Consider the following 14,421-nt stretch of genomic DNA (forward strand, 5'->3'; position numbering starts at 1 on the left):
CGGGCTGGACCGAATCAGTGGTGACCAGCCACTGCGAAGCCCCCGACGATGCGAAGCGAGCCGTCGGGTGGTCTTTGATGCTCCTACAGATGTTTAGCCTCGATCTTTCGCCTGGCCGTCGGCCGGGCGTGATCGGTTTCGGATTGAGTTTTCGCTGCTGATCGGCAGCGTGTGGGCGAACTCGGGTGGCCCGTTCAGCGGGTGGCTGCCGGGTTCCACGGGCCCGGTGAATGATTCTTTCGCTGCTTGTTGGGTCGGGTTGGCGCTGGTCAGCCCGGTTGTAGGCCGGCCAGTGCGAGAGTGGCCAGGTCGTGGCGGCCGGGCCGGTGTAGCAGGTCGTTGAGGTCGTCGCGGGTGAAGGTCGAGTCGAATGGTCGGGCGGTGGCGTTGTAGTGGTCGGGGAAGGCGAGTAGCCGGTTGGTGACGGCGTCGAGGTCGGCGAAATCGTCGGGACACAGCGCTTTTCGTTGCACGACAGAGAAGTAGACCTCGACTTGGTTCAGCCAGGAGGCGTGCACCGGTAGGTGCACCATGTGCGCGTTGGGGTAGGCGTGGTTGAGTCGTTTCGCCGCGGCCCGGTTGCGGTGGGAGGCGCCGTTGTCGACGATCCAGAACACGCGCCGTGCGCTGGCGTAGGGTTCGGTGGTCATGACCTGCGCGGTGAGCCGACCGAAGGGTTCGATACCGGTGGTCGGCTCGCAGCGGCCGATGACGTGGGCGCGGTGCACGTCATAGGCGGCGAAATAGGCCAGAGTGCCGCCACGCTGGTATTCGGACTCGACCCGCATCGGCCGCCGGGCAGCGGGATGGAGGCTGCGGCGGACGCGGCGACGTGCCTGGACACCGGGTTTCTCATCAGCGCTGAGCACGTAGTCGTCGTCGCCGAGTGGTTCGTCCTCCCAGGCGCGGGAATACAAGTCCAGTGCCCGGACGGCCTCGAGCGCGAAGTACGGGTCGCGGGGGAAGATCCATGAGCGGTGTTGCCAGGGTTTGATCGCATCGGTGGACAGGATCCGCCGCACAGTCGATGCCGAGATCTGATCGGTGACCCCGCGTGCGGTTATCTCCCGGGCCAGCTCAGGGCAGCTCCACCGGGTCAGTGGCAGCCCGGTCCGGGCCGGTATTTCGCAAGCCAGGGCTTTGACCTCGGCGACCTGCTCGGCGGTGAATGTTCGTGGCCGGCCACTGCGAGGTAGATCGGTCAATCCATCGATTCCTTTGCTGCAGAATCGTTTCCGCCATTTTCTGGCGGTGTCGGCGTTGATGCCGAGGGCACAGGCGATATCAGTGTTCGATTCCCCATCCGCGGCTGCGAGCACGATCCGTGCCCGCAGCACCCTTCGATACTGCGCCGAGGACCGGCGGGTGATCGCTTCCAATACCGACCGCTGCGCAGCGGTCACAACGACAACATACGGGCTGCGCGGCGGCACAACGATATTCCCTTGTCTCTCAACATGATTACATACCCCCGACACTGTGCCGGGCTGGTCACGCCGAGCCGAGTAGCCACGCCGCAGGCCCACCGTGGCAGGGTGAGGTCCATGGCCGCACCGCCGGAATCAACCAAGACCTCACTGCGGCAACGACTGGCCGCCCATGCCGCGCAACGCTGGCCGCAACTGACCGCAGTCCACGTCCGCTACCATGGCGCCTTCGCCTACGTCGCCGGGGAACTCGCCGACGGCACCAGGCTGCCGCTGATGCGGCTGCGCTACACCGGATACGCCACAACCTGGGGATTCGCCATCTACCTCGCCAGCCGAGAAGGCTACGAAGACGCCATCCTGCCCAACGGCCGCCCCTCCGGCACACCAGCCGAAACCCTCGACTGCGCCTGCGGCCTCTACCTCAACGACCCCACCGCCTGGCAACCCCCGACGAACTAACGGGCGCACCCACTAGTGTTCCGCGCCTGAAATCCGTTGGCTAATTGTAGGATTCGGCGGTGGTGAGGACTGGGAGGCCGAGGTCGGGTCCGGATTTGGTGGTGAGCGAGGCGCAGCGTCGGGAGTTGGTGCGGGGTGCGCGGGCGGCGACCTCGACGCAGGCGTATGCGTTGGGGTGCCGGATCGTGCTGGCCTGCGCCGAGCCGGGCGCGTTCAACACGCACGTGGCGGGCGAGGTGGGCGTGTCGGCGATGACGGTGCGTAAGTGGCGGGGCCGTTTCATCGAGTACGGGTTGACGGGCCTGGCCGATGAACCCAGACCCGGTCGGCCGCCGTCGATCCTGCTGGATCAGGTGCAGCAAGTGGTGGAGATGACCCTGGAACAGGTCCCCTCCGATGCCACACATTGGTCGCGGTCGTCGATGGCCGAGCGGACAGGGCTGTCGAAATCGACGGTGGGGCGGATCTGGCGGCGGTTCGAGCTGAAACCACATCTCAGTGACGGGTTCAAGATCTCCACCGACCCGTTGTTCGTGGAGAAGGTCGTGGATGTTGTTGGCCTGTACCATAATCCGCCCGAACGAGCGGTCGTGCTGTGTGTGGACGAGAAGTCCCAGATTCAAGCTCTGGACCGGTCGCAGCCGGTGCTGCCGATGATGCCGGGCATGCCCGAGCGCCGCACCCACGACTACGCCCGCCACGGCACCACCAGCCTGTTCGCCGCGTTCAACATCGCCGACGGCACCGTGATCGGCGAACTGCACCGCCGCCACCGCGCGACCGAGTTCAAGAAATTCCTGACCAGCATCGACAAGGCCGTGCCCGCCGAACTGGATGTGCACGTGGTGTGCGACAACTACGCCACCCACAAGACCCCGCAGGTCCAGCAATGGCTCGCCAGCCACCCGCGTTTCCACGTGCACTTCACCCCGACCGGATCGTCGTGGCTCAACCAGGTCGAACGCTGGTTCGCCTTCCTCACCCAACAACTCCTGCGCCGCGGCGTCCACAAAAGCGTTGCGGCACTGGAGAAAGACGTCCGCAACTGGGTCGATCAGTGGAACACCAACCCTCGCCCATTCGTCTGGCGCAAGACAGCCGAGGAGATCCTCGACTCCCTCGCACGATATCTGCAACGAATTTCAGGCGCGGAACACTAGGTTCTGTGGCGAAGTGGGTGGGGGCGGCCCGTTCGGGCCGCCCCCACCCGTGTCGTATCCATTGGTTGATTGCGGCGATATGGATCGTAGCCAGGTAGCGGACGGCGAGCTTGTCGTACCTGGTGGCGACGGCCCGATTCTGTTTGAGCTGGTTGATGCCCCGTTCGACCGCGTTTGCGGTCGCGGTAGAGCACCGGATCGAACGCTGGTGGACGACCGCCACCGCGGCCACGGTTTCGGCGGTGCGCGGCCTGATCGGCCGGGACCGGGATCGTGGCCTTGATGTGGCTGCGGCGCAGCCAGTCTCGGTTGGCGCGGCTGGAATACGCCTTGTCGGCCAACACGCGGTCGGGCCGGACCCGTGATCGGCCACCGGTGGTCTTGGCGACATCGATCGCATCGAGCACTGCCGCAAAGTGAGGGCTGTCGCCAGCCTGACCAGCGGTGACGAGCATCGCCAGCACCCGGCAGCCCTGCTCGCATGCCAGATGCAACTTCGTGCTCCAGCCGCGCCGCGACCAGCCCAAACCATGGTCGGCGGGCTCGGGGTCACCGCAGCCGCCGGGTGGTTCGGCCTGCCCGCCACCGTCGCGGCGAGCGCCGGCAGCGTGCGGGTGGGCACGCATGATCGTCGAGTCCACGCTCACCTGCCCTCGGATCCGGCCGCCGCAATCGGCGAACGCCTGCAACAACTTCACGATCATCAGCCAGCTACCGTCACGCTGCCAGCGGCGATACGACCCATAGACCGCTGACCACGACCCGTATTGCGGCGGGATATCACGCCAGGGACACCCGACCCGGGTCCGCAACCGGATCCCGTCGATGAGCTGCCGTTTGCTCGACTGCGGCGGGCGTCCCGCCTTCTTGTTGCGGGGCAGCAGCGGTTCCAGCCCCGCCTATTGGGCATCGGTCAGGTCCGCTCGCCCCGCCACCGCTACGCTGGTCACGAGGTCTCCGGTAGAACTCCGGCTTTTCTTGGTCGTTAAACCACCTACCCGAGACCTCACCCATACACCAACGCAGACAACAGGTTTCATCAAACGAGTTGAGGGGTGGCACCACGCAGCGGCGCCACCCCTCAACTCACTTCGACACAGAACCTAGGGGCGGTGAGAAACCTCAGTCCGGTCCGGTGCAGCAGTCTCGCCGAGAGTGTCCGTCGCGTCGTACCCGGGGTCGACTTGTGAACGGTTGCTGAAACCGAGGGCGGCCACCACCATCGAGACGGCGCACAGACTGGCGAGGTAATAACCGGGGGCGGCAAGGTGGCCCCGTGCAACGAGCCAGGTCGCCAGGTACGGTGCACTCCCGCCAAACACGGCGTAGGCGATCTGATACGAAATCCCGCTTGCTGTGGTCCGGATGCGTGCTGGGAACAACACCACGAGAGCCAGGGTTGTCGACACGCTCATGCCGCCGAACAGGACGCCGAACAGCCCGAAGATGAGGAAAACTCCCAGCAACGAGCTGTGCCCAACTAGAACGAATGCCGGGACAGCCCAAGCACCCACGCAGAGTGCGGAGGCAACTGCAGTGCGTTTGTGTCCCACTGCATCAATGATCCGTCCGGCTACGAACGCGCCCACTGCCACAATAGAATAGACTACCATCCCCACGGCCAACGCTTTGCTGTTGCTAAACTTTTCGGTCGAGGTTAGGAAGGACACAAGAAACCCAAACAAGAGATAAGACGCGACTGCGTTGGCCATGGCATAGCCAACCATGATTAGCATTGGTTTCTTTGCGGCCTTCAGCGCCCGCATGATTGGTGCGGATTCGACGCGTCCCTCGGTCCGGATAGCGGAGAATACCGGCGACTCTTCTACTCGCAGCCGCAAATACAGCCCGATCAACGCGAGTGGCGCCGCCAAAAGGAATGGCACCCGCCACCCCCATGATTCCAACTGTTCCCGACTCATCATCGCATTCGTAGCCACCACCACCAGCGCGGCGCACATCGGCCCGATGGCTGCTGGTATCGAGGAGTACGATGCGTATCGACCACGATGGCCCGGGCGTGCATGCTCGACAAGAAAGATAGTCGCGCCGGAGAACTCACCACCTGCGGAAAAACCCTGTACCAACCGGCACAGGAACAGCAATACCGGTGCCGCAATGCCGATCTGAGCGTAACCAGGCAGTAGACCCACTGCTACTGTCGCTGCACTCATCAACGTCACCGAAAGGACAAGTGTCGGGCGCCGGCCGATTCGGTCACCCAGATAACCGAATGCGATGCCTCCCAACGGGCGGACAATAAGGCCAGCACCAAAAATTGCAAAGGTGGCCAGCAGAGCTGCAGTAGGGTCTTCCTTCGGGAAGAATAGAACAGCAATCGTAGTCGCGAGGTAGCCGTACAGCGAGAAATCGAACCACTCGACGAAGTTTCCGATTGCGCCAGCTAGAAGTACCCTTCCCGATGCAGCGCCATTGCCGTCTTTCATGCTGTGCTCCTTGTTAAAGCAGGACCGGACAATTTTGATCTCTTAGTGTCCTGAGTCGTCAATTTCGGGCGGCGGTCAGATCATGAGGAGCTGGGCCTCTGCCTCCCGTGGCTGCACCGTTTGTGCAGCATTGTTGCTACGGTGCCGCAATAGCACACGGGTCCCGCCGATCGAATCCTTATAGGCTTGTTGGGTCAGCCCTGTTGACTTACCAGACTGGGCCTGAATGCTGCCGTCGAGCGGAGCGCCGCCGACCCACTCGGTGCATCCGATCTCGGTACCATACCCCCGACGCCCGCCAGCAGTAAGTCAACCGCTTTCCGGGCGTCGGGGGTATGGGCGTGGTCGAATCTTGCACGCATCGAGCGTAACGCACTAACTCGGGATTTCGTTGCCAAATTCTACCTAATTCGAGTATTTCATCGCGTTTATCGAGCAGTTTACGCGACGGCTATTCCTGTGTGGGTCACTACCGACCACGTTGCCAATGGTGTACCGGGCGTCTCGAGGCCGCCTTCGACCGCCGGGCGGGCGGGATGCCACGCTGTTCCCTCCGAACAAGGTGGCGAGCGCCGAGGAAGCTCATGTCGGCAGCCCGTCGGCATCGGGCGGTGCGACTTCACGACATGTGTCCCGTCGACCCTGTGATCCGCACTTCCGCCAAGTCATCACTGAAAGTCGTTATGGACTGGGCCTGCTCGGCGCCCTGGCGTGTTGCCCTTGAGCCCGTGGAGCAGATTCATCTGACTCTGGCAGCCCGTTGTGAGCGCACGCCTGCTGCAGCGGTCGACGGAGAGGTGCGGACGCGGAGATTAATCGATCCGTACGCAGGGATCGGTGTGGGTCAGGCGCTGTAGGGTGTGCGGGCGGGCGGTGGCCGTGCCCGGATGGTCAAGAAGGTGCGTTCGTTCGGGACGACAATTCCCCGACTTGAGTTGCACAACTGAATCGGATTATGAGTGATCGGTGGGTGATCGTTGCAGGTCACGGGGGTACCGCTTGTTGATGTGGGTCACTAACGGGTCGGTAGGACCGCCGGTCGTGGCGTTCATTCGCAAGGTGAGGACCACGTTCAGGGCGGCGGCGGTGCAGATCGCGGAGAAAGACGGGCGCCACAACAAGATCATCGAACACGTGGGGTCCGCTTATACCGACGCCGCGTTGGTCGAGACCGCCCGCGCCAAACTGCTGGCCGGCCAGCAGATGCTGGACCTGGGCATCGGCGGCGTCGACCCCGGGTCGGCGCGGATCACCGGCAAACATGCGCGCTGGCTGATCGAGGCGATCACCGTCGGCAGTCGTGCCAGTACCAGCTGGAAGAACGCCTCGTCGGCGATGACACCGAAACCGAGATTCCGCCAGGTGAGGCCGACATCGATTTCTGACACCGCCCGCGTCGGCGGCTCATCGCCTACACCACCGGCGCACCGCAACACCTCGCCAACGCCACTGATCCGTTGCACCACACGCCACCCCACCCGCGACGCGATCGAGGCACACCTACCTGACGATCGTGTTCACTGCCCTCGCCGCCGCCTAGTACCTCCAAGAAACCACCGGTGTCAGCATTCAACGGCTCATTTGGCCCCTGCGGCCACTACAGTAGATCACCGTCTTGATCGCCGGGTACGCCCCCACCTCGCGGCCGAACCGATCCACCGAGAGGCCCCCGACATCCTCACCGCCCTGCACGTCCCCGACCCCTGACATCGGCGGGGCGAAGTGGGTCACTAAACTTATGCAACTCAGGTCGGAGCCCGCCCTTTCTCTAAATCGCATCGTTCGACACCATAGTTCGACCACCTCGGGTCCATTTAGACGATGAGACCGGAATTCCGCACTCCTCGACCTTGTGTCGGCGTCGACGCATCGGGTGCCTGGTTCGCTGTTGCGTGTCAGCGCACGGCACCACCGAAGATCGACCAGTTGTAACAAAGGTTCGGCGGATCGTCTGGCCACAGACATGCCAGCTGGTGCTCAGAAAGATCCGCGCACAACCCATGCCAAATCTGTTACAGGGGCCGCTTGAGTAGCTTGTCGACCCATATCAACTTCGCGATCATCGCGACCGGCTGGTGCTGCCTCGACGCCATCACCGCCACGCTCTCCAGACCCGGATCGGCTGCTTGCTGCACTGCGCGATCTGAGCCAGCTCGCAGCTGTCCTCGGGCGTCACCTGCCTAACGAACACATCCGGACCGGGGTGCCGGCCGCACTGCCACTGGCCGCACCGCCACCGGCGGCGGTGATGAAGAAACCGCCACCCCGGAGGCCGGAGGGCGGGTACAACATCAACCTTCCCCGACGGGCCACCAGCAGCGGATACGACGGGCCGCAGTAATGGAGTCAGAGGCCAGAACGTTCCGCACGTCCCTGGCTCCGTCAGCTTGCCAGTGCAGGACAGCCGCAGGAGTGCCTGAGGGCGCAGAACCGGTCGTACGCACAGTGTTGCCTGCCAGAGAACGGAGACGCACCGCGTGTGCGTGGGCGAGTTGGCAGTCCCATGCAAAGTGTTTAGTCGCAGCGACATGATCATCGGCAAGATTGATTTGCGAGACTCTCGCTCGGCACGCAAGAATATTCGCGTGAAGTAGGTTCATACGTGAAATTATCCCGTGCATGGATGTTATGGTTGTGTCCATGCTCTCAGACACTCGTCCACGTCCATCTTGGGAACGCGTGGAAGCAGCTATGCGCGTCATTGATCCGATCTTTCTGAACTCGCCGCTCGTATCGAATGAGGTCTTGAACGACATATTGGGGTGCCGATTGGCGGCCAAGGTCGAGACGCTAAATCCGATCCGCTCGTTCAAGGGCCGGGGAACAAGCTTCTTTATTCGGACGGCATTGGCAGACGACGTTGACACGCTCGTAACCGCGTCGGCGGGCAACTTCGGCCAGGGACTCGCGTACGCGGCGACGGCAGCCGGACGCAAATTGACGGTGTACGCGGCCACGACCGCGAACCCGGACAAGGTGGATGCCATGCGTCGGCTCGGGGCGACCGTGGTCCTCGAGGGGGGTGATTTTGACGCGGCGAAGTTGGCGGCGGTTGCGTTCGCCGCAGAGACCGACGCATACCTGGTTATCGATGGAAACGAGCCGGCGATTGCAGAGGGCGCTGGCACTATCGGACTGGAGATGCTGCAGCAGTGGACGGGTGGACTTCTCGATTCCGTGATCGTGTCTCTGGGTAATGGTGCGCTGGCGACTGGCGTCGGGGCGTGGGTCAAACACGCTTCTCCGAAAACTGATGTCGTCGCGGTCGGTGCGAAAGGGGCACCGTCGATGGCCCTGTCATGGCGAGAGCGGAAGGTCATCGAAACGGCGACTGCAGATACCATCGCTGATGGGATTGCGGTGCGGGTCCCGGTTCCGTATGCGCTCGACACGATGGATGGCACTGTTGACGCGGTTGCGGATGTTGATGATGACAACCTCATCGCAGCAATGCATTTGGTGCACAAACACTTTGGGCTGGTAGTGGAGCCGGCTGGCGTCGCCGGTATCGCCGCAATCTTGGCCGAGCCAGCACGATGGGCAGGCCGTTCAGTAGGCACTGTGTTGTGTGGCGCGAATATCGACAGGACACGGGCACCGGGTTGGCTGCACGAGCAGCATGACCTTACACACGCCGACTGAGTGTTGTTGGCGACCGCGGAAGAAAAACCTACTGGCTCCGACGCGACCATCCGATCGAATACGCCGAAGGCATCGCATCGCTTGACCACGATGGATTGACCCTCGTCCGGAGGAGCGGCAATAAGCACACGGGAATGGACTCTGCTCGGTCATCTTTGGAGGAGTGTGGGATCGGCGACGAGCCGCTCCAAACCGATGAGACGACCATGGCGCTCGGCCTCTATTGCATCCATTATTTCTCGGGCCATAGCCTGAAACCCCCGCTCTTGGCCACCAAACCAGAGCTCGCAGTGGGGCGACGCGATGTCAGTGCGCGTCGATCGCACGGCGGGCATATCTCAATCTTCTCGCTGTACCACTACCGGGGCTTGAGCCTTGATACTCTGCCGACCAGGAGCCGGAAACATGGCTGAACCGATCGACACCCATTTCACCGCCACGGTCAGCGCGATGGCCGATCGCACCCGTCCTGGCGCGCGGGACCGCGAGCGGCCCGTCACGGCTGGCGCTGACCTGTCCGTCCGCGAAGTACTGGACCTGTTCGACTCCCAGATCGGTAGTCGGCACCTCGACCTCGCCGCCCGCTACCTGCGTGAACAGGGAAAGAGTTTCTACACGATCGGCTCGTCCGGACACGAAGCGAACGCCGCCGTCGCCGCGGCCCTGCGCCCCACCGATCCGGCTCTGCTGCATTATCGTTCGGGTGGATTCTTCGTCGAACGTGCCCGGCAGGTGCCGGCCAGTGACCCGCTGCGGGACGTGTTGCTCGGGATCGTCGCCGCCACCGACGACCCCATTTCCGGGGGCCGCCACAAGGTCTTCGGCCGCCGAGACCTGAACATCATCCCGCAGACGTCCACCATCGCGTCTCACCTGCCGCGCGCGGTCGGAGTAGCATTCTCCATCGCCCGCGCTGCCAAGCTCGGCGTACGGTCACCGTGGCCGGACGACGCAATCACGGTGTGCAGTTTCGGCGACGCCTCCGCCAACCACTCCACCGCCGTCGGCGCAATCAACACCGCCCTGCACACCGCCTACCAAGGTGTCCCTATGCCAGTGCTGTTCGTGTGCGAGGACAACGGCATCGGCATCAGCACCACGACACCGACCGGGTGGATCAACCGGAACTTCGCCCACCGCGACGGACTCGAGTACGTCGTCGCCGACGGCACCGACATCAGCCAGACCTTTACCGCCGCACGCCATGCCGCCGACTACGTTCGCACCCACCGTCGTCCCGCCTTTCTGCATCTGAGCACCGTGCGGCTGATGGGACACGCCGGTTCGGACTACGAGGCCGCCTACCGCACCCCCGTAGAGATCACCGCAGACTACGACCGCGATCCCGTGCTGTGCACCGCGGCACTGCTCATCAACGAGGGGCACCTAAGTCCCACTGAGGTCCTCGACCACTACGAGAACAAACGCGCCGAGGTGCTCAGGCTCGCCAAGGACGTCGGCGAGCTGCCGCAACTCGGCAGCGCCCGCGCGGTGATGCGCCCCCTCGCCGACACCCTCACTGAGGCGGTCGCCGCCGAACCCCGCAACCTGTGTCCGGACCGCCGCGCCCAGATCGTCGGGACACCACTACCCGAGCACGAGGGCCCGCTCACCCTGGCTCTTGCGATCAACCGGGCCCTGCTCGACGTCCTCACCGATTACCCTGAGGCGATGGTCTTCGGCGAGGACGTCGCTCGCAAGGGCGGGGTGTATGGTGTCACCCGCGGGTTGAGGAAGAAGGTAGGCTCGGCCCGGGTCATCGATACGCTCCTCGACGAACAGGCCATCCTCGGTCTCGCTCTCGGCGGTGGAATCTCCGGACTGCTCCCGATCGCGGAAATCCAGTACCTGGCCTACCTGCACAATGCCGCCGACCAGATCCGTGGCGAGGGCGCGACCCTCCAGTTCTTCTCCGACCGCCAGTACCGCAACCCAATGATCGTCCGTATTGCCGGTTACGGCTACCAGAAGGGCTTCGGCGGGCACTTCCACAACGACAACGCGATCGCCGCGCTGCGCGACATCCCCGGCGTTGTCATCGCCTCGCCGGCGCGTCCGGACGACGCAGCCGCGATGCTGCACACCTGTGCCGCCGCCGCACGTTCCGCAGGTGCACTGTGCGTATACCTCGAACCGATCGCGCTCTATCACACCAGAGACCTGCACGAGGACGGCGACAAACAGTGGCTGGCACCGTATCCGAACCCTGCGAAGTGGTCCGCGAATCGGGTGCCGATCGGCCGTGCCCGCACCTACGGTGACGGCACCGACCTGACCGTCGTCACCTACGCCAACGGCCTGCACATGAGCCTACGCGTCGCCCGCCGCCTCGAACGCGCCAACGTCGGTATCCGGGTGGTCGACCTGCGCTGGCTCGCCCCACTGCCCCGGGCCGACATCCTCCGGGAAGCCCGCGCCACCGGGCGCGTCCTCGTCGTCGACGAGACCCGGCGCTCCGGTGGAGTCGCCGAAGGCGTGCTCGCCGCACTGGTCGACGAAGGTTTCACCGGGCCGATGGCCCGCGTTGCCAGCGAGGACAGCTTCATTCCGCTCGGCGACGCCGCCCTCGAAGTACTGCTGACCGAAGACACCATCGAAGCCGCCGCGATCAAACTCACCCAGGTGAACCGCTAAGAGCTCCTAATCGGGTTCGGTTGCTGAGTCGTCGCCAGCAGATCAGGGCTGCAGCGAGGTCGAGGAACCCGTGGTGGATGTCGGTGCGTCGTTCCCATCGGATGGCCAGCCGCCGGTACCCGGTACAGGGCGAAGGATTGTTCGACGATCCAGCGGCCGGTGGTGACCCTGTCGCGGGTGCCGCGGCGCGCGATGTAGCCGGTGATACGTCGTTGCCGCAGTTGGGGAATACACACTGGGGTAGTCGTAGCCCTTGTCCGCGATCAAGGTGGTTATCCGATGTCTGGGCCGGCCCGCACGCCCACGCAGGGGTCGGACCCGGTCGAGCAGCGTGGGCAACAGCAGATGGTCGTTGACATCGGCGCCCGACAACGCCACCGCGAGCGGGAACCCGTTGCTGCAGGTCAGGATGTGGTGCTTGGAACCGGTCTTGGCGCGGTCGACCGGGCTCGGACCTGTTGCGGCGCCCCCTAATGATATGTAGCGGGTCCACCAGTACGGCAGACTCGCTACCGGTAGCGGCTGGCGGGTGAGCACTCTTCGCCCCCGGGACTTCGAATCCTGAAAAAAGATCGTGCCCCCGCCGGTCGACCGGGAGAACGGATCGCTGCTGGGATGTCGTGCCCGCCTCGGGCGTGAGCACTTTTCATTAGGTCGCCGGGTGTTCTCCTGAACGCTACCGATATCGAAAGAGGTTGGTAGGCAGGAGGATCGCTGTTGCTGTTCGTAGGAGACGACTGGGCCGAAAACCATCACGATGTGGAGTTGATGAGCCCGGCAGGCAAGAAGCTGGCCAGAGCCCGGCTGCCCGAGGGTGTCGAGGGAATCACCCGATTACACGCCCTGATCGGCGAACATCTCGACACCGGCTCCGAGGCTGATTCGGTGGTGATCGGCATCGAGACCGATCGAGGTCCCTGGGTCGCGGCCCTGGTCGCCGCCGGTTACTCGGTGTTCGCGGTCAACCCGTCGCAGGCTGCCCGTTATCGCGATCGGCACGCGGTCTCCGGCGCCAAGAGCGATCCAGCCGATGCGCACGTGCTGGCCGACATGGTGCGCACCGACTCGCATCAGTTGCGACGAGTGGCTGCGGACAGCCCGCAGGCTGAGGCGGTGAAAGTCGTTGCCCGAGCGCACAAGACGCTGATCTGGGAACGCACCCGCACCACCCAGCGGCTGCGGCACTCGTTGCGCGAGTACTTCCCTGCGGCGCTGGAGGCCTTCGACGACCTCACCGCATCCGATGCGCTGGAACTGCTGGCCAAAGCGCCCGAACCCGTTGCGGCAGCGCGGCTGTCGCTCAAGCAGATCCGGGCCGCACTCACCCGGGCCCGTCGCCGTGACGTCGATACCAAAGCCGCCAGAATCCAGGCAGCATTGCGGGCCGAGCATCTGCGCCGCGATGCGGTGATCGATGCCGCCTACGCGGCCACCACACGGGCCTCGATCCACATCCTGATCGCCCTCCGCGAGCAGATCACCGAGCTGGCAGGGCAGGTGGAGGCGCATTTTGGCCGACACCCGGACGCTGAGATCGTCCTGTCCCAGCCCGGGATGGGCATCATTCTCGGTGCCCGGGTGCTCGCCGAATTCGGAGACGCCCGCGGCCGCTACGCCTCGGCCAAGGCCCGCAAGAACTACGCCGGCACCAGCCCGATCACCCGCGCTTCCGGCAAGAAGAAGATCGTCGCCGCCCGATTCGTGCACAACGACCGGCTCATCGATTCCCTGGCCCAGCAGGCGTTCTGCGCCCTGACCGCCTCACCCGGCGCCCGCGCCTACTACGACCGGCATCGCGCCCGCGGCCTGGAACACCGCGCCGCGCTACGCCAGCTCGCCAACCGGCTCGTGGGCATCCTCCACGGCTGCCTCAAGACCCGCACCTCCTACAACGAAACCACCGCCTGGTCTCCACACACCGGCGACCCGGCCGCTGCTACTTGACAACCCAGGCCCTGGGATGTCTTTTTCGCCCGCACATGCGAGCCGTCGACCATGACCGGGGGTCGACGTCGATCAACCTGGCGGCGTGGCAGCGGGCCAGCACCACTTGATGTATCTGATCGAACACACCGGCGGCCTGCCAGTCCCGCAACCTGCGCCAACAGGTCATCCCGGACCCGAACCCCAGTTGCTGGGGCAGGTCTTCCCATCCGATCCCGGTGATCAGCACGAACAGAATTCCTTGCAACACGAGCCGGTTGTCCATCTGCGGCGGTCCCGGTGTCCCGGCCGGTTTCACCGGCAGTAGCGGTTCGAATTGCCGCCCACAACTCGTCATCCACGATCCAAGGCGCTGCCACACCGAAACATCCTGCACTGCAACAGAACACAACGCCAACCTACCGAACCTGTTAGGAGCTCTAAGGCATGGCGGCCGGTCCCCGGTGTCGGCCGGGCGCAGTATTTACAACAGCCACGAAGGCGGGAACTCAACGGCAGAGCAACCCGGCCGACCTAATGATGCTGACACTGGAAACAACGGCTCTGTCCCTCTTGCGGTGGTGACTGCGCGTCGGTGACGGCACGATGTTCGGGTGCGTGAGGTGAATGTGCCTGCAGCCGTGGGCTTTTCAGGGATATGGCCACTGGTGGTCGAGGATGTTGTCGATGAGGGCGAGCGGATCCTGGTGCGGGCGAGGACTCCGG

9 protein-coding genes and 2 pseudogenes are annotated in these 14,421 nt (G+C 64.2%); 6 read left to right on the plus strand and 5 right to left on the minus strand.

Annotation, left to right across the window (positions count from 1 at the left end; translation table 11 throughout):
- Positions 1–269: 269 nt before the first annotated feature.
- Entirely contained in the window at positions 270–1,433 is a 1,164-nt protein-coding gene (locus tag ACWEKS_RS46665) for an IS630 family transposase (protein ID WP_452346127.1), read from the minus strand.
- A gap of 111 nt (positions 1,434–1,544) precedes the next feature.
- On the opposite strand from ACWEKS_RS46665, the gene ACWEKS_RS46670 reads away from it, so the two are divergent.
- Positions 1,545–1,889: a hypothetical protein gene (locus ACWEKS_RS46670; protein ID WP_452346128.1), complete on the plus strand. Its 345-nt coding sequence runs from the start codon at positions 1,545–1,547 to the stop codon at positions 1,887–1,889.
- 59 nt (positions 1,890–1,948) lie between these two features.
- The gene (locus ACWEKS_RS46675; RefSeq protein WP_452346129.1) at positions 1,949–3,049 is read left to right on the plus strand and encodes an IS630 family transposase; all 1,101 of its coding nucleotides are present in this window, start codon (positions 1,949–1,951) and stop codon (positions 3,047–3,049) included.
- Here the strand turns inward: ACWEKS_RS46675 and ACWEKS_RS46680 are convergent.
- Together ACWEKS_RS46680 and ACWEKS_RS46685 are read right to left on the minus strand one after the other, a co-directional pair.
- A complete protein-coding gene (locus ACWEKS_RS46680) occupies positions 3,046–3,942 on the minus strand; it encodes an IS5 family transposase (RefSeq protein WP_452346133.1) in 897 nt (298 codons plus the stop codon). The two genes, ACWEKS_RS46675 and ACWEKS_RS46680, sit on opposite strands and share 4 nt — an antisense overlap.
- Before the next feature lie 210 nt (positions 3,943–4,152).
- Entirely contained in the window at positions 4,153–5,496 is a 1,344-nt protein-coding gene (locus ACWEKS_RS46685) for an MFS transporter (RefSeq protein WP_452346130.1), read from the minus strand.
- Positions 5,497–6,966: 1,470 nt separating this feature from the next.
- On the opposite strand from ACWEKS_RS46685, the pseudogene ACWEKS_RS46690 reads away from it, so the two are divergent.
- The 3 genes and pseudogenes from ACWEKS_RS46690 to ACWEKS_RS46700 all read left to right on the plus strand — a co-directional run.
- Positions 6,967–7,203, plus strand: a pseudogene (locus ACWEKS_RS46690) (IS1634 family transposase); the annotation flags it as partial.
- A gap of 984 nt (positions 7,204–8,187) precedes the next feature.
- Positions 8,188–9,138, plus strand: a complete 951-nt coding sequence (locus ACWEKS_RS46695) for a threonine ammonia-lyase (RefSeq protein ID WP_452346131.1) — start codon at positions 8,188–8,190, stop codon at positions 9,136–9,138.
- 450 nt (positions 9,139–9,588) lie between these two features.
- Positions 9,589–11,772, plus strand: a complete 2,184-nt coding sequence (locus ACWEKS_RS46700) for a thiamine pyrophosphate-dependent enzyme (protein ID WP_452346134.1) — start codon at positions 9,589–9,591, stop codon at positions 11,770–11,772.
- Positions 11,773–11,814: 42 nt separating this feature from the next.
- On the opposite strand, the gene ACWEKS_RS46705 is transcribed toward ACWEKS_RS46700, so the two are convergent.
- Positions 11,815–12,525 (minus strand): transposase, encoded by a 711-nt coding sequence (locus ACWEKS_RS46705; RefSeq protein WP_452346135.1) that lies wholly within the window; start codon positions 12,523–12,525, stop codon positions 11,815–11,817.
- Here ACWEKS_RS46705 and ACWEKS_RS46710 point away from each other — a divergent pair.
- Entirely contained in the window at positions 12,490–13,716 is a 1,227-nt protein-coding gene (locus ACWEKS_RS46710) for an IS110 family transposase (protein WP_452346132.1), read from the plus strand. The two genes, ACWEKS_RS46705 and ACWEKS_RS46710, sit on opposite strands and share 36 nt — an antisense overlap.
- A 67-nt stretch (positions 13,717–13,783) precedes the next feature.
- Here ACWEKS_RS46710 and ACWEKS_RS46715 read toward each other — a convergent pair.
- Positions 13,784–14,075: pseudogene (locus tag ACWEKS_RS46715) on the minus strand (transposase); the annotation flags it as partial.
- Positions 14,076–14,421 lie beyond the last annotated feature (346 nt).

The organism is Nocardia sp. NPDC004711, from assembly GCF_053601595.1.